16 protein-coding genes are annotated in these 16,019 nt (G+C 77.4%); 4 read left to right on the top strand and 12 right to left on the bottom strand.

The window, feature by feature from the left end; all coding sequences use genetic code 11:
- Positions 1–58: 58 nt before the first annotated feature.
- The 12 genes from QSK03_RS04855 to QSK03_RS33400 form a co-directional block, all read right to left on the bottom strand.
- The gene (locus QSK03_RS04855; RefSeq protein ID WP_285648848.1) at positions 59–2,203 is read right to left on the bottom strand and encodes a serine/threonine-protein kinase; all 2,145 of its coding nucleotides are present in this window, start codon (positions 2,201–2,203) and stop codon (positions 59–61) included.
- Between the two features lie 81 nt (positions 2,204–2,284).
- Positions 2,285–2,644 carry a hypothetical protein gene (locus QSK03_RS04860; protein ID WP_285648850.1) on the bottom strand — a complete coding sequence of 120 codons (360 nt, stop codon included), beginning with the start codon at positions 2,642–2,644 and terminating at the stop codon, positions 2,285–2,287.
- Positions 2,641–3,120, bottom strand: coding sequence for a transport-regulating membrane protein Mce1N (gene mce1N, locus QSK03_RS04865; protein WP_285648854.1), 480 nt, complete (start codon positions 3,118–3,120; stop codon positions 2,641–2,643). Before mce1N ends, QSK03_RS04860 begins: the two co-directional genes overlap by 4 nt.
- Positions 3,121–3,125: 5 nt before the next feature.
- The gene (locus QSK03_RS04870) at positions 3,126–3,599 is read right to left on the bottom strand and encodes a hypothetical protein (RefSeq protein ID WP_285648855.1); all 474 of its coding nucleotides are present in this window, start codon (positions 3,597–3,599) and stop codon (positions 3,126–3,128) included.
- A 1-nt stretch (position 3,600) separates the two neighbouring features.
- Positions 3,601–4,575, bottom strand: a complete 975-nt coding sequence (gene hemB, locus QSK03_RS04875) for a porphobilinogen synthase (protein ID WP_285648857.1) — start codon at positions 4,573–4,575, stop codon at positions 3,601–3,603.
- Between the two features lie 35 nt (positions 4,576–4,610).
- Entirely contained in the window at positions 4,611–6,251 is a 1,641-nt protein-coding gene (locus QSK03_RS04880) for a bifunctional uroporphyrinogen-III C-methyltransferase/uroporphyrinogen-III synthase (RefSeq protein ID WP_285648859.1), read from the bottom strand.
- A gap of 44 nt (positions 6,252–6,295) precedes the next feature.
- Positions 6,296–7,318 (bottom strand): hydroxymethylbilane synthase, encoded by a 1,023-nt coding sequence (gene hemC / locus QSK03_RS04885; RefSeq protein ID WP_285648861.1) that lies wholly within the window; start codon positions 7,316–7,318, stop codon positions 6,296–6,298.
- Positions 7,315–8,721, bottom strand: a complete 1,407-nt coding sequence (locus tag QSK03_RS04890; protein ID WP_285648863.1) for a glutamyl-tRNA reductase — start codon at positions 8,719–8,721, stop codon at positions 7,315–7,317. Before QSK03_RS04890 ends, hemC begins: the two co-directional genes overlap by 4 nt.
- The gene (locus QSK03_RS04895; RefSeq protein WP_502872130.1) at positions 8,718–9,488 is read right to left on the bottom strand and encodes a redox-sensing transcriptional repressor Rex; all 771 of its coding nucleotides are present in this window, start codon (positions 9,486–9,488) and stop codon (positions 8,718–8,720) included. The genes QSK03_RS04890 and QSK03_RS04895 overlap by 4 nt, the downstream gene beginning before the upstream one ends.
- Positions 9,489–9,976: 488 nt before the next feature.
- Positions 9,977–10,648 (bottom strand): ferritin-like domain-containing protein, encoded by a 672-nt coding sequence (locus tag QSK03_RS04900; RefSeq protein ID WP_285648865.1) that lies wholly within the window; start codon positions 10,646–10,648, stop codon positions 9,977–9,979.
- Positions 10,645–11,229, bottom strand: coding sequence for a hypothetical protein (locus QSK03_RS04905; RefSeq protein WP_285648869.1), 585 nt, complete (start codon positions 11,227–11,229; stop codon positions 10,645–10,647). Before QSK03_RS04905 ends, QSK03_RS04900 begins: the two co-directional genes overlap by 4 nt.
- On the bottom strand, positions 11,226–11,723 hold the full coding sequence (locus tag QSK03_RS33400; protein ID WP_502872131.1) for a glutaredoxin family protein: 498 nt from the start codon (positions 11,721–11,723) through the stop codon (positions 11,226–11,228). The genes QSK03_RS04905 and QSK03_RS33400 overlap by 4 nt, the downstream gene beginning before the upstream one ends.
- A 226-nt stretch (positions 11,724–11,949) precedes the next feature.
- Here QSK03_RS33400 and QSK03_RS04915 point away from each other — a divergent pair, with 226 nt between their 5' ends.
- The 4 genes from QSK03_RS04915 to QSK03_RS04930 all read left to right on the top strand — a co-directional run bounded on the left by QSK03_RS04915 (position 11,950) and on the right by QSK03_RS04930 (position 16,018).
- Positions 11,950–12,132, top strand: a complete 183-nt coding sequence (locus QSK03_RS04915) for a hypothetical protein (protein WP_285648871.1) — start codon at positions 11,950–11,952, stop codon at positions 12,130–12,132.
- Positions 12,133–12,731: 599 nt separating this feature from the next.
- Positions 12,732–13,334, top strand: coding sequence for a sigma-70 family RNA polymerase sigma factor (locus QSK03_RS04920; RefSeq protein WP_285649257.1), 603 nt, complete (start codon positions 12,732–12,734; stop codon positions 13,332–13,334).
- A 124-nt stretch (positions 13,335–13,458) separates the two neighbouring features.
- Complete coding sequence (locus QSK03_RS04925) at positions 13,459–14,742, top strand: DUF5667 domain-containing protein (protein ID WP_285648872.1); 1,284 nt, start codon at positions 13,459–13,461, stop codon at positions 14,740–14,742.
- A gap of 307 nt (positions 14,743–15,049) precedes the next feature.
- Positions 15,050–16,018, top strand: coding sequence for an HAD family hydrolase (locus tag QSK03_RS04930; protein WP_502872139.1), 969 nt, complete (start codon positions 15,050–15,052; stop codon positions 16,016–16,018).
- Position 16,019 lies beyond the last annotated feature (1 nt).

Here is a 16,019-nt window from a genome sequence, read left to right on the forward strand (position 1 = left end):
GGTCACGCCGGCCAGTGTCCCAGCCGGGCTGTCGGGGCGCCGTGGGCGGGACGGCGCGTCAGCCCGGCAGCGACTCCACCGGGGGCGGCGCGAGGGCGGCCACGGCCCGGTCGACGACGTCGCAGTCGGTGCCGACGACCTCGATGCCGTAGCCCGCGCGGTCCCACCCGAGCAGGGCTCGGCAGGTGCTGCCGTCCTCGCCGCGCAGGTAGGGGCCCAGCCGCGGCCCGCCCGGCGCGCTCCACGACGTCACCTCGCCGCCCGCGCGCGAGGCCCGCGCGTTCGCCTCGGTGGCGACCTCGCCGGGGCCGTTCCAGCGCGTGAAGCTCACGGTCGTGCCCTCGGGGCCGCCGCAGATGCGCACCTGGCGCGGCGTGATCCCGGAGGTGCCCGCGGCGGCCGTCGCCTGGTTGCACCCGGGACGCGTCGCCGCCGGGAACACCCGGTCCACCGCGCGCAGGTCCTCGCCGCCGGGCAGGCCGATGGCGTTGAGCGAGGCGGTGACGTCGGCGCAGTTCGTGGTCGTCGTGTAGCCCTGGACCATCTGCCGGATGCCCGTGTACGCGGCGACGGTCGTGCACTGCCCGGCGACGTTGGTCTGGTAGTACGGGCCCTGCGGGACGCCGTCGAGGTTCCAGGTGCTGTTGCCGTCGACCGACGGCGACGACTGGTACGACTGCACGCGCGCCACGGCGTCCTGCGGGGTCTCCCAGTCGATGTAGGCGATCGACGACGCCCCGCGCGCGCACTGGGTCACCGCCAGGGGTCGCACGTTGGTGGTCGACACGATGTACGCCGTCACGTCGCCGGCCAGGCAGTTCGCCCCGGCGCTGTCCGGAAAGGTCTGGGCCAGCGACGCGGCCGGACCGATCGCGACGACGGCCGGGGAGCTGTCCGTGCGCCCGACGACGAGCAGGACGGCGACGACCGCGACCACCAGCAGCACGGCGACCGCGACGAGCCCGATCACGAGGCCGCGCCGCCGGCGCTTCGGCGGCTCGGGGGTCCCGTACCCGGGGTGGCCGCCGGGGGGTCCCCAGGACCCGGGCGGGCCGGGGGCGCCGGGGGCGCCCGGACCGGGAGCCATCGGCGAGGTCGGCGACCAGGTCCCGCCCGTGCCCGAGCCGGCGTCCCAGCGGATGTGGCCACCGGACGGGGCCGGGCCGGCCGGGTTCTGGTACCCGGGTCCGGCGTACTGCGGGGGCGGCGTCCGCTGTCCCGGCGGCGGCGACGGGGGACCGCTCGGCCCGACCCACGTCTCGCGGTGGTGCTCGGGACCCGGGTGGGGGCCCGCCGGCGGGTCCGGGACGGGGCCACCCGACCGCCCGCCGAGCGCCGCCCGCGCTGCCTCGGCCAGCTCGCCGGCCTCGCCGTAGCGCTCGGAGGGGTTCTTGGCCAGACCCCGCGCGACGACGGCGTCGAGGACCGTGCCCAGGCCCGGGCGCCGGCTCGACGGCGGCGCGGGGGCGACGTTGAGGTGCTGGTGGAGCATCGCGGGCATGTCGCCCTCGAAGGGCGGGCGCCCGACGAGGACCTCGTGCAGGACGACGGCCAGGGCGTAGACGTCGGCGCGGCGGTCGACCGCGGCGCCCTCGAACTGCTCGGGGGCCATGTAGGCGAGCGTCCCGAGGGTGGTGCCCGTGCCGGTGAGCGCGCGCCCGTGGGTCGTGGACTCGCCGAGCCGGACGATGCCGAAGTCGACGAGGTGCACGAAGTCCTGGCCGCGCCCCGTGGTGACGAGGACGTTGCCGGGCTTGACGTCGCGGTGGACGAGGTCGTGGGCGTGGGCGTCGTCGAGCGCGTCGGCGACCTGCTCGACGATGCCCACCGCGCGCACCGGGTCGAGCGGGCCGTCGTCGTGCAGGAGCCGCGCGAGGTCGCGGCCCTCGATGAGCCGCATGTCGAGGTAGAGGCGGCCGTCGATCACCCCGAAGTCGTGGATCGGGACGACGTGCGGCGAGGACAGGCGCGCCGCGGTGCGGCACTCGCGCTCGAACCGCTCCCGGATCTCGGTGTCGTCGGCGAGCTCGGGCGCCAGGCGCTTGAGCGCGACCTCCCGGTCGCGGCGCGTGTCGTACGCCCGGTGCACCTCGCCCATGCCGCCGCGGCCGAGGCGGCGGTCCAGGCGGTACGGGCCGAACATCTCGGCCGAGGGCCCGGGCGGCCCCGCGCCCGCACCGGACGACTCCGACGTGCCCGTCATACCGACCTCCCCCCGGGGGCCGCGGTCCGTCGCAGCGCCGGAGCCCGGACGGAGGATACGGCGGACACGCCCGTGGGGCGATCACGAACGTTGATCGGATCCCGGCGAGATGGTGGCGGTCTCCGGGTCCCCGTCCGGGGCGGCGACGGGGGCGTCCGGCGCGTCCGGCCCGGAGGCCGGGACGTCCTCCACCGGCGCGGCCCGGGGGCGGCGGGCACGCCGCACGGCGGGCCCGGCCGCGAGCGCCACGATCACCGCGGCGACACCCGCGGCCGTGCCGCCGAGCAGGAAGCCGCCGACGAGGTGCAGCTGGCGGATCGGCTCGACGAGCAGGCCACCGGTCGTCTCGCGGACCTGCACGCCGGCGACGAGCAGCGCGACCGCGGCGATCGCGAGCACCACGGCCGCGGCGGCGAGCACGACCGCCCGACGGCGCGTCACGACGACCGCGCCGTCAACAGGTCCGTGAGCGCGCGGCGCAGCGCGGGACCGTCGTTCGCCCAGGCGACGGCGCGGGTGCCGTCGCTCAGCCGCAGCACCACGGGCCGGCACCGCCGCGGCACGACCGGCCCGTCGCCGAGCACGCGCAGGCCGTGGTGCTCCTCCTCGGCCGGGCGCAGGGAGGTCACCTGCGACATCGGCAGGCTGCTGGTGCCCTGCACGAGCACCGACGGGGTGAGCTCCACCCGGCGGAACCGCCGCCGGCTGCGCACGAGCACCAGCGTGTAGAGGAACACCAGCAGACCGACCCCGAGCCACAGCCCGACCGCCGCGCCCCCCGGGGCGAGGCTGTCGAGGCCGATGCCGACGGCGGCCAGCGCCGGGCCGAAGACCAGGATCCAGGGCCGGGTGCCCGACTCCGCGAAGAGCACCGGCTCGTCGGTGCGGTCCGGGGTCCCCGGGGTCCCGGGGGTCACCGATGTCACGCGAACCGACCGAACCAGGCGCGGGCGGCCGGCAGGTGGAGCAGCACCGCCCCCGCGACGAAGGCGACGAACCAGACGCCGCCGACCCCCAGGAACGTCACCTGCACCAGGCCGGTCACGGCGAGCACCGCACCGAGGATCGTCAGGCCCCGCCGCGCCGACCGCGACCCGCGCCCGAGGCGGCGCGCCGCCACGATGGTGCCGACCCCGGCGGCCGCGAGCACGATCATCGCGGCGACCACGGCGACCGGGCCGGTGCCCGGGTCGGCGCTGCCGAACACGAGACCGACCGCGAACAGCAGCGCCGTGCCGATCATGAGCACGCCGAGGACGGTCCAGACCACGACCGCGGCCGTGACGATCCCGGGCCGGCCGGGCTCCTCGTCGGGCGGGGTGACCGCCCGGTGCTCGGCGGGCCCACCCGCCGGGGTCCGGCTCCGCTCCGCTGCGCGTCCGGCGTGGTCGGTCACCTCAGCGGTCCAGCCAGGCGGCGGCCGCGGTGGCCCAGTAGGTGAGGACGACGTCGGCGCCGGCGCGCCGGATGCCGGTGAGCGACTCGAGGATCGTGCGCTCGCGGTCGAGCCAGCCGCGCTCCACGGCGGCCGAGATCATCGCGTACTCCCCGGACACCTGGTACGCGGCGACCGGGACGTCGGACGAGTCGGCGACCCGCCGCAGGACGTCGAGGTAGCCCATCGCCGGCTTGACCATGACCATGTCGGCGCCCTCGTCGAGGTCGAGCGCCGCCTCGCGGGCCGCCTCCCGGGCGTTCGCCGGGTCCTGCTGGTAGGTGCGCCGGTCGCCCTGGAGCTGGGAGTCGACGGCCTCGCGGAACGGTCCGTAGAACGCCGACGCGTACTTCGCGGAGTAGGCGAGGATCGCGGTGTCGCGGAACCCCGCGTCGTCCAGCGCGGCCCGGATGACGCCGACCTGGCCGTCCATCATCCCGCTGGGCGCCACGACGTGGGCGCCGGCGCGGGCCTGGGCCACCGCAATCTCGCCGTAGACGAGCAGCGTCGCGTCGTTGTCGACGGCGCCGGACGCGTCCAGCACGCCGCAGTGCCCGTGGTCGGTGAACTCGTCGAGGCACGTGTCGGCCATGACCGGCAGCGCGTCGCCGACCTCGGCCCGCACGTCGCCGAGCGCCACGTTGAGGATGCCCTCGGGGTCGGTCGCCCCGGAGCCCACGGCGTCGTGCCGGGCGGGGACACCGAACAGCATGATCCCGCCGACCCCGGCCGCCGCCGCCTCCGCGGCCGCCTTGCGCACGGACTCGCGGGTGTGCTGCACGACGCCGGGCATCGACGAGATCGGGCGCGGCGCGTCCAGTCCCTCGGCCACGAAGACGGGCAGGACCAGGTGTCGCGGGCGCACGTCGGTCTCGGCGACCAGGCGCCGCATCCCGGCGTTCGCCCGCAGCCGGCGGGGACGGTCAGTAGGGAACATCGACCTTCGTCCTTCGAGCGCGCTGAGCCCCCAAGTTAGCGCTTGCGGGCCTTCGTCTTGCGCGGCGGGGGCAGCGCGCCCTCGGCGCGCAGCTTCGCCGCGTGCGCGGCCAGGGCCTCGACGAGCGCGGGCACGTCGGCGGTGTCGGGCTTCACGTCGACGCGCAGCCCGAACTCGACGGCGGTCTCGGCCGTCTTCGGGCCGATGCAGGCGACGATCGTGCGGGCGTGCGGCTTCCCGGCGATCCCGACGAGGTTGCGCACCGTCGAGGACGACGTGAAGCAGACCGCGTCGAACCCGCCGGTCTTGATCGCCTCACGCACCGGGGCGGGCGGCGGCGCCGCGCGCACCGTGCGGTACGCCGTGATGTCGTCGATCTCCCAGCCGCGCTGCTGGAGGCCCTCGGCGAGGGTCTCGGTCGCGATGTCGGCGCGCGGCAGGAGCACCCGGTCGACCGGGTCGAGCACGTCGTCGTGCGGCGGGAACACGTCGAGCAGGCCCTCGGAGGACTGCTCGGTCTCCTCGGACGGCACGAGCTCGGGGTGGATGCCGAAGGCGCGGACCACGTCGGCCGTCGCCTCGCCGACGCAGGCGATCTTGACGCCCGAGAAGGCGCGGGCGTCGAGCCCGAACTCGCCGAACTTCTCCCACACGGCGCGCACCGCGTTGGCCGACGTGAACACCACCCACTGGTAGCGCCCGTCGACCAGGCCCTTCACCGCGCGCTCCATCTGGGCGGGGCTGCGCGGCGGCTCCACCGCGATGGTCGGGACCTCCTCGGGCACCGCGCCGTGGACGCGCAGGCGGTCGCTCATCGCACCCGCCTGGTCCTTGGTGCGCGGCACGAGCACGCGCCAGCCGTAGAGGGCGCGCGACTCCCACCACGAGAGGGTGGGGCGGTCGGTCACGGCGTCGCCGAGGGTCACGACGAGCGGGCCGTCGAGCTCGGCGCCCTCGGCCGCGAGCTTGTCGAGGCTCGCCTCGACGGTGCGCTGCCGCGACCCCGTGCCGGCGGCGGTGATCAGCGCCGGGGTGCCGGGCTTCCAGCCGTTCTCGATGAGCGACGCCGACGCGCCGGCCAGCTCGGCGGCGGTGGCCTGCAGCACCAGCGGGCCGGGCGCGACGGCCAGCGCCGCGTAGTCGACGGCCTCGCCGGCGGTGAGGTCGACCGCGGTGTGGGCCGGGCCGAGCGCGACGCCGGCGTAGGTCGGCACCGCGGTGTCGGCGGGCATGCCCGGGACGACGTCGAAGGGGACGCCGGCCGCGGCGACGGCGCGGACCTCGGTGACCACGTCGGGACGGACCAGCGGGTCACCGAGGCACAGGCGGACCACCGACGCGCCGCCGCGGGCCTCGCCCACCACGGTCTCCGCCAGCGCGCCCGGGTCGGCCGGCGCCGGGCCCGCGCTCGCGGACGGCTCGTCGGCGGCGAACCCGGGGGCGACGACCGCGTCGGTGACGGGTCCGCCGGCGGCCGGGTCGTCGGCGAGCCCGACCGGGCGCACGACCGTGGACTCCGGCAGCAGGGCGAGGACCTCCGCGGGCACCCCGCGGTCGGCCACCACGAGGGTGGCCGCGGCGAGGGCGTCGCGGGCCCGGACGGTCAGCAGGCCCGGGTCACCGGGCCCGCTGCCGACGAAGGCGACGCGACCGGCGGTCGTCGAGGGTGCTGTCATGTCTTTCCGTTCCCATCAGTGGTGTCCAGGGGGCGTGCCGGGCGTCAAGCGCCGGGATCGCTCGCGCGGCTCCCGGCGGGCCCGGTCGGGACCGCCCCGTCGGCGAGCATCTCGGCGGCGAGTTCCCGCCCGAGCCGCTCGGCGTCCTCGGTCTCTCCGGCGGCGGACGCGCGCACCAGTGCGCCGTCCTCCGTGGTGGCCACCGCACGCAGCGACAGCCGTTCGACGACGTGGCCGTCGTCGTCGAGGTCCTCCACGACCTCGGCGAGCGCCCCGATCGGGGCGCTGCAGGGTGAACCCAGGGCGGTGAGCACGGCGCGCTCGGCGGTCACGGCCGCCGCGACACCCTCGTCGTGCAGGGTGCTGCGCAGCAGCTCCGTCAGCGGAGCGTCGTCGGTGCGGCACTCGCAGGCCAGCGCCCCCTGGCCGGGGGCCGGCAGCACCTGCACCGGGTCGAGCACCTCGGTGGCCTCGCCGACGCGCCCGAGGCGGGCGAGCCCGGCCCGGGCCAGCACCACGGCGTCGAGCTCTCCGCGGGTGACCTTGCCGATGCGGGTGTCGACGTTGCCGCGGATCGGCACGAGCCGCAGACCGAGCCCGAGCGCGTCGATCTGGGCGACCCGCCGCGGCGAGCCGGTGCCGACCACCGCGCCCGGCGGGAGCTCGCCGAGCACCATGGCGTCGCGGGCGACGAGCGCGTCGCGCGGGTCCTCGCGGGCCGGCACGGCCGCCAGGGTCAGACCCGGCACCGCGGCCGTCGGGAGATCCTTGTACGAGTGCACCGCGACGTCGATCTCGTCCGCGAGCAGCGCCTCGCGCAGCGCGGTGACGAACACCCCGACGCCGCTGCCGGCGATCGGCGTGCCGGCCGCCTGGCTGCGGTCGCCCTCGGTGGACACGGTGACGATCTCGACCGTCGCGCCGGCGGCGGTCAGGGCGGACGCGATGATGTCGGTCTGCGTGCGGGCCAGCAGGCTCGCGCGGGTGCCGAGGCGGATCGTGCGGGCGCCCGCGCCGCTGAAGGACGCGTCGAGGGTGCCCGTCGTGCCGGTGTCGGTGGCGGTCATCGTCGCCCCCCGCCGCGGTGGTCGGCCTCGTGCGGGTCCACGGCCAGCGCCTGGTCGACGCGCTCGCCCGGCTCGACCCGCGTGGTCTCGGTGGCGGCGAGCACGGCGGGCGTCTGCGGGTCGAGCTCGAACAGCTCGCGCAGCGCCTCGGCGTAGGTGTCGCCGCCGGGGGCCTGGGCCAGGCGCTTGACCTGCACGGTCGGGGTGTGCAGCAGCTTGTCGACCACGCGCCGCACGGTCTGGGCGACCTCGTCGCGCGAGCGGTCGTCGAGGTCGGGCAGGCGCCCGGCGAGGCGGAGCAGCTCGGCGTCGACGACCTCGGCGGCCCGCCGGCGCAGCGCCGTCACGGTGGGGGTGACCTCAGCCGTGCGCTGCGCGGCGAAGTACGCGCGCACCTCCTCGGCGACGACCGTGCGCGCCTGCTCCACCGCGATCCCCGCCGAGGCGGAGCGCAGGCGTTCGCCGAGGGCGGCGAGGTCGACGACGGTCACGCCCGGGAGGGCGGCGACCCGGGGGTCGACGTCGCGGGGCAGGCCGAGGTCGCAGACGACCAGCGGCGCCGCGGTGGGCGCCCGGCCCGCGAGCGCCCGGCGCACCGCGTCCTCGCCGATCACCGTGCCGATCGCGCCGGTACAGGCGACGACGACGTCGGCCGCCGCGATCTCGGCCGGCAGCGCGTCGAGGCCGGCGGCGCGGGCGGTGGCGCCCTCGCCCCGCAGCGCCACCGCGAGGCGCTCGGCGTTCTCCTCCGAGCGGTTGGCCAGCACCAGGTCGTCGACACCGCCGCGGCGCAGGTGGGCCGCGGACAGCGCGCCCATGGAGCCCGCGCCGACCACGAGCGCGCGGCGGCCGGCGAGCGATCCCGGGCCGCCGAGCGCGTCCTCGGCGTCGGCGAGCACCTCGGAGACCACCGAGGCGCCGGCCGCGTCGATGCCGGTCTCGGTGTGGGCGCGCTTGCCCACCCGCAGCGCCTGCTGCGCGAGCTCGTGGAGCACCTTGCCGGCAGACCCGAGCTCGCGGGCCTCGTTGTAGGACGCGCGGAGCTGGCCGAGGATCTGGGCCTCGCCCACGACCATCGAGTCGAGCCCCGCGGCCACGGAGAAGAGGTGCTCCACCGCGGAGCCCGCGTAGTGGACGTAGAGGTGGTCGGTGAGGTCCGAGACCTCGGCGTGGGCGTGGCGGGCGAGCACGGAGGAGACCTCGGTGAGCCCGCCGTGGAAGGTCTCGACGACCGCGTAGATCTCCACCCGGTTGCAGGTGGACACGAGCATCGCCTCGGTGACGTGCTCGCCGGTGAGCAGGTCGTCGAGGACCTTGCGGGTGTCCTCGGCGGAGACGGCGACGCGCTCGAGCACCGGGACCTCGGCGGTCCGGTGCGAGACGCCGACCAGGAGCACGCTCATCGGGTGACCGCCTCTCGCGGGGTCCGGCCCGCCGCGGGGGCGGCGAGCCCGGCGGCCGGCACCGTGCCGTGCCGCTGCGCGACGTGGAACGAGAGCACCTGCATCTCCACCGCGAGGTCGACCTTGCGCACCTCGACCCCGGCCGGGACGGCCAGCACGGTCGGCGCGAAGTTGAGGATGCTGCGCACGCCCGCCGCGACGAGCTGGTCGCAGACCGGCTGCGCGGCGGCGGCGGGGGTGGCGACGACGCCGATGGTGACGCCCCGCTCGGCGCACACCCGCCCGATCGCGTCCACGGGCTCGACCTCGACGCCCGCGATCGTGGTGCCGACCAGCGCCGGGTCGACGTCGAACAGCGCGGCGACGGGGAAGCCTCGCTGGGCGAACCCGCCGTACCCGGCGAGCGCGTGCCCGAGGTTGCCGACACCGACGAGCGCGACGGCGTGCGGACGGGTCAGCCCGAGGGTGGCCTCGACCTCGGCGGTGAGCCGGGACACGTCGTAGCCGACGCCCCGCACCCCGGAGGACCCGATGAGGGAGAGGTCCTTGCGCAGCTTCGCGGAGTTGACCCCCGCCGCGGCGGCCAGCTCCTCGCTCGAGACCGTGCCGCGACCGTCGGCGAGCAGCGAGGTCAGCACGCGGAGGTACACCGCCAGCCGGGCCACCGTCGCGCCCGGCACGGGTCGCGCGCCGGCGTCGGCGGTGTCGCCGGTCGTGTCGACGGCGTCGGCGGTGTCGTCGTCGGGCACGGCCACGTCGGGTTCCACGTCCTCCCCGGGCGGTCGGCTCGAGGGCACCGCACGGCGGGTGGGCCGGGTGCCGCGGTCGACCGTCACTTCCGGGCGCCTCCTGTCATGCCTCGCTCGTTGCCCGCGCTCCGCGGTCGCCGACGTCGTGCACGTCCCGCGGACGCCACGGGGGGTGTCCGCACCCGCGGCCGTCCTCACGCGGACGTCGTCCTGACTGGCTCGCCTGACAACGCTAGCGCTCGTGAACGCACGCACAAAATCGCCGCGGACCGTGCGGGCGTGGGCTCGACCACCCGCCGCTCCGCCGCGGACCGCGCCGGGTCGATGCGGGCGTCGTGCCGACCGGCGGTGGGTCTCCAGTCTGCCAGTCGGCGCGCCGTCGCGCCGTCGTCGCACCGGTGCGGAGCAGGACGAGGCGGTGCGAGGGCGTCCTCGTGCGCCGTCCGGCGACACGCGGGGACGCGCCGTCGCCACGCCGGTGGCGCGTCCCCGGCGGCCGGGCGGCCTCAGACGGTGAGCGCGTCGGGCCCCAGGGCGCCGGCGGTGGGATCGGCCGGTGCGGTGGGCGGACGTCCGAGCAGGAACCCGGCCGTCGCGCCGTGCATCGCGGCGACCGGCCCGATCCCGGCCGCGAGGCTCACGGCCGACGCCCCGGTCAGCTGGTCCGTCATCGCGGTCACGGTCGCGGCGACCGTGCTCGTCACGTCCGCGGCGAGCCCGAGCAGGTCGACGGGGGCCAGCGCCGCGCCGAGGCGGGCGCGCAGCGCGGGCTCGACGGTCAGCGGCGTGCCGTCGACGGCCGGGCGGCCGGCGGCGACGAGCACCCGGTTCCACGCCTCGGCGTGCGCGACGTGCTGGGCCGCGGCGCCGGAGAGGAAGGCCGAGACCGCTCCCGGCACCACGCCGTAGCGCCCCTGGCCCGCGCCGCCGGCCGCCTGCCCGAGAAGGTCGCCCGCGAGCCCGGAGACCGCGGCCCCGAGCGCGACCAGGGCCGCCTCGCCGGAGTACGTGGGCGCCGTCGTCGTGGTGGTGCTCGGCGTGGGGCCCGGTGTCGCGCCCGGCGCGGGCGGGCCCGCCGGGGCGGCGTCCGAGCAGGCGGCGAGCGCTGTGAGCCCAGCGGCCCCGGCGACCCCGCCGAGCCCGCGCAGGAAGGCCCGCCGCGGCAGCCCGGGGCTCACAGCGCCCCCTCCGCCGACGGCGACGCCTTCTCGGTCGGGAACAGGACGTCGGGGAACCCGACCGTGCCGGCGCTCGGGGGCAGCGCCCCGAGGTCCGGCGGCGCGGCGACCAGGTCGGACCGCCCCGTCGACAGGAGGGCCCCGAGGGTCAGCAGCAGCGCCTTGCGCCGGGCCGCCGCCGCCGCGTGGCCCGCCACCGTGCGCCGCACGTCGGGCGAGGTGAGGTCGACGACGTCGCGGACCAGCGTCTGGGCCAGGACGTCCTCGAGGGTCAGCGCGAGACCGACGACGTCACCCGGCCCCCGTACGGTGGGCAGCGCCTGCGCGACGACCGGCGCGTACCGGGGGTTCGAGCCGTTCTGCACCCGCCCGCCGGCGGCCCGGGTCGCGTCCGCGAGATCGGTCCGCGCCCGCCCCAGCTCCTCCAGCGCGGCGGCGATCAGGTCGCGCACCGGACCGGGCGCGTTGGCGCCGCCCCCGAAGGGCAGCGCCTGCAGCGAGCGGTAGGTGGTCGTGGTGAGGACGACCAGCGACGAGGCGGTCTGGAGGATCGGCACGTCGGCCGGCGCGGGGGCGGTCACCGGCCGGCCCCTCCGTCGACGGTCCGGCTCCCCGTCGCTCCGTGTCCGCCGGTCGTGAGCGCGCGCACGAGGTCGTCGGGCTCGAGGCGCCACGAGCCGATCTCGACGCCGTCGACGAGGGTGACAGGGATGCGGTCGCCGTACTCGGCGCGCCACTCCGGGTCGGCGCCCGCGCCGTCGACGTCCACCACGGCGTGCTCCTCGCCGACGCGGCCGCAGATCTCGCGCACGACGCCCTCCATGCGGTCACAGGTCCGGCAGTCGGCACGCACCAGCACGACGACGCGGAGCGGTGCGTCCTCCCCGGAGTCCCCGAAGTCCCCGCCGTTCCCGGCGTTCCCGGCGCTCCCGGTCGCGGAGCCCGGCGACGTCTCGATCGGGTCGCCCCGGTCGCCCGGGCCGTCTCCCCGACCGCCCGTCGCACCGCCCACCGACGTCGTCGCCCGCTCGTCGGACCGTTCGCCCGCCACCGGCTCGTCGCCTCCCTCCGGCACGGCGCACCTGCGCCGCCCGGCGGCAGTCTCCCACGGTCCGCGGGGCCCCCTGCGGAGCCCCGAGATACCGCCGAACGGCCGCTCGCCGCACCGTCGGCGCAGGTCGGAGAGGGTCAGGCCCGTGTGAGGCGCGCCGGTGCGAGGGGGGATCTCGCCGCACGTATGCTCCGTCGGCGACGCCCCCTCGTGGGGGATCCGGTCGGGAACGTCGATCGAGGGAGAGGGCATGTCCGACGCAGCCGGTCGCCTCGACCCGACGTGTGCGCGGTCCGTGGTCCGCACCCCCGACGCGCCCCTCTCCGGCACCCGCGCCCTGCCCAACGAGCGCGAGCCGCTCGGGCTTCGCCTCTCCGTCGACGGATCGAGCGGCGCCGCGCTCGGCCGCCCGTCACCCCCCGGAGCGCCGTGAGGCGCGCGGCACCCGACCCCGCCGACGAGCCCGGACGCGGTCCGGCCCGGGGTGACGTCCGGCGGGGCCCCGGCGTGACCGGCGGGCGGTCGCGGGGCGCCACGGGGACGGACACGCCCCCGGAGCCCGTCCTGGACGCCCGCGACGGACGCGGGCGCGGCACGCCGACGGCCGCGCCGCCCACGGCACCGATCGCGTACCCGGCGCAGCGGCGCCGCGAGGACACGTGGCCGCCGCCCTCGTCGGAGCCCGCCCCGGAGACCCGGCGCCCCCGCCGTCCGACGGGCAGCCGCCCGACGCCGCCGATGGGGACCCCGGTCCCGGACGCACCCGCGCCCCGGCACGGCACCGGCCCGCTGCCGCCCGTCCCGCCGGACCCGCCCGCGGAGGCCATGCCGGCCGAGGCGCCGCCGCTGGACGCCCCGCCGACGGCGGTCGAGAGCGGGAGCGCACCGACCACGGCGGTCCCGCTGCAGCCCCCCGGTGACCCGACGGCCTCGCACCCCGGCGGCGCGCTGGGTTCGGCGGGCCCGGCCACCGACGGCGCGCTCGTCACCGACGACCCCGGCGCCCCCGAGCCCGAGGACGCCGACGACGAGCTGGCCGACGACCTCGCCGAGGACCTGCCGGAGGACCCCCAGGACGCGGCGACGGCCGAGGGCTGGGCGCTCGTCCGCGCCGCCCAGGCCGGCGACACCGAGGCCTTCGGCCGGCTCTTCGACCGCTACCACGAGACCGTCTTCCGGTTCGTGCTCTTCCGTCTCGGCGACCGGCCCGCGGCCGAGGACCTCACGCAGGAGACGTTCGTCCGCGCCTTCCGCCGCATCACGTCGGTGAGCTACCAGGGCCGCGACATCGGTGCGTGGTTCGTCACCATCGCCCGCAACCTCGTGCTGGACCACGTCAAGTCCAGCCGCTACCGCCTCGAGAGCTCCACCGCCGAGGTCGCCGACGTCGCCCCGTCGAGCTTCCGGCCCGGGCCCGAGTCCGAGGTCATCGCGGGCGCCACCCACGCCGAGCTGCTGCGATGCGTCGCGAAGCTGGGCGACGACCAGCAGGAATGCATCGCGCTGCGCTTCCTGCAGGGCCTCTCGGTCGCCGAGACCGCGGAGATCATGGGGCGCAACGAGGGCGCCGTGAAGGCCCTGCAGCACCGTGCGGTCCGCCGTCTCGCTCAACTGTTGCCCGAGGGCCTGCGGTGAGTGACATCTCTGTAGTTCGAACCGCACACCGCATCGACGTAACCGGTCGCCCGTCCGGTCGTTTTGCCCAGCGACGAGCACGGCGCGCACGGACCGTGACGCGCGGACGATGAGGACGGACGGCATGTCGAGCGGGCACGACGCAGGCGACGAGCGGGACCCCACGGGGCGTCTTCCTCGGGCCGACCGTGCTCGTCGGGACCGCGGTGGCGACGGGGAGGCCGCGCGCCACCTCGACATCGCGTCGGCGCTCCGCGCGGCGGGCCGGGACACCCCGGGACCCGACCCCGAGGCCAGTGCCCGGATGCGCGCCGCCCTCATGGCCGAGATCGGCGGCGACCCGTCGAGCAGGCCCGCGGCCCACGAGGGCACGCGGGTGCTCACCCCGGACTCCGGTCCGGCCGGCGGTCGGGGGGCCGGCCGGGCCGGCGCGGGCACGCGCGGCGGCGCCCGGCGGGCGGGCACGCGCCCGGCCGACGGACGTCCCGCGGCGGACGCCCGCCCGGGCCGCGGCGGACGGCGCTCGACGCGACTGATGTCCTCGCTGGTGACCGGTGCCTGCGCCGTGCTGCTGCTCGGCGCGCTGACCGTCCTGCTCAGCCGCGGCGCCCTGCCCGGCGAGATGCTCTACGGCATCAAGCGGGCGTCCGAGGGCGCCGAGATCGGCCTGACCAGCGGGCAGGAGGCGAAGGGGCTCAAGCACCTCGAGTTCGCCTCCAGCCGGCTCGAGGAGGTCTCCGACCTCATCAGCCGCCAGAGCACCACGGCCGCGGGGCCGGGCCCGGTGGCCGCCGGTCTCGACGCCGACCAGACCGCGCTCGTGCTGGACAACCTGCGCGCCTTCGACGACCAGGCCCGCACGGGCTCCCGGCTGATCCTGCCGCTGGCCGGTCAGCCGACCGGGCCCCCGCCCGGCGAGCTCCAGGAGTGGGCGCGTTCGCAGTCGTCCCGCCTGGACACGCTGAGCCCGTCGCTGGACACCGACGGCCGCGCCGCCGCCGCCAACTCCCAGCAGATGCTGCAGCGCCTGGGTGACCGGGCGGCCGCCTTCTCCGGCTCCGGGAACTGCGCGACCGCCGCGGCCGACACCGACGACCTCGGTCCGGTGCCCGGCGCGGACTGCGGGTCCACCTCGTCGTCGGAGTCCTCGGGCTCGGAGGGTGCCGGGACGTCCAGCACGGCCCCGACGAGCACCACGACGACCACGACCACCACGACGACGACCACCCGGTCCTCGGAGACGTCGTCGGACAGCAGCCGCGACTCGGACTCCTCGGGGTCGTCGTCCTCGCGGTCGGAGCGGACGTCCACGCCGGCGCCGGTCCAGGTGCCGCTGCCGGTGCCGCTGCTCCCCCAGGTCGACGTGCCGCCGCTGCTGCCCGGGCTGCCCGGCCTCAGCCTCGGCTGACGGGACCCCGGTCCGTCGGCCACCCCGGGATCGTGACGCCCGCCCCGCCGCCGTCGTGGCGGCGATGACGGTCGGGGCCGACGTCTAGGGTGAACGAGCACCACCGGAGGGGTCGTTCGTTCCGTCCCGCCCCGACGGCGTGGTCGGTGGGACGGACGCGACGGGAGGCCCGGCGGTGGGACGACGGCGCGAGCGCCGGATTCAGGCGGAGCGCGACGCGGCGCGCCGCGCGGGTGAGGCGGCCGCGGAGGCGGCGCTGGAGGATCCCGGGGTCGGGGCGCCCACCGCGTCCGAGCTGCTGGAGACCGTGCCGGAGGGCTCCGGGGCCGCGGGCGGGTCCGGCGCGGGCCGCCCGGACGTCGGCGAGACCCACCCCGCCTCGGAGCTCGTCCCGGACGCCGAGTACGACGGCGAGTTCGCCGGCGGCGCGCCCGCGGCGGCCGCCGCCGCGGCCGAGGCGCCCGACATCCACCGGGTCCCGCCGTCGTCGCGGGTGCCGCCGGACCTCACCGCGGCCGCGTTCTTCGACGTCGACAACACCATGATGATGGGCGCGTCGATCTTCCACTTCGCGCGCGGGCTGGCGGCGCGGAACTTCTTCTCGGGTTCGGACCTGCGCGGCTTCGTCTGGCAGCAGCTGAAGTTCCGCGTCGGGGGCGAGGGCACCCCGGACGACGTCCGGGCGCACCGCGAGCAGGCGCTGTCGTTCGTCGCCGGCCGGTCGGTCACGGAGCTGGTCGCGCTCGGCGAGGAGATCTACGACGAGCTGATGGCCGACCGCATCTGGGAGGGCACGCGCGCGCTCGCCCAGATGCATCTGGACGCGGGCCAGCGGGTCTGGCTGGTCACCGCCACGCCGCTGGAGCTGGCCCGCATCATCGCGCGGCGCCTGGGCCTCACGGGCGCGCTGGGCACGGTGGCCGAGAGCGAGGACGGCGTGTTCACCGGCCGGCTCGTCGGCGAGCTGCTGCACGGCCCGGCCAAGGCGCACGCCGTGCGGGCGCTCGCCGCCCGCGAGGGCCTCGACCTGCGGCGCTGCGCGGCGTACTCCGACTCCGTCAACGACGCCCCGATGCTGTCGGTGGTGGGCACCGCGGTGGCCGTGAACCCCGACTCCGACCTGCGCCAGATGGCCCGGGAGCGGGGCTGGGAGATCCGCGACTTCCGGTCGGGCCGCAAGGCCGCGCGCATCGGCGTGCCCTCGGTGCTCGGCGCCGGCGCGGTGGCCGGCGCCGTGGTCGCCGGCGCGGCCTACCGCCGCCGCCTGGCCGGCTGAT

Origin of the sequence: Actinomycetospora sp. NBRC 106375, from assembly GCF_030269665.1 — a bacterium.
In the GTDB taxonomy this organism is placed as follows: Bacteria; Actinomycetota; Actinomycetes; order Mycobacteriales; family Pseudonocardiaceae; genus Actinomycetospora.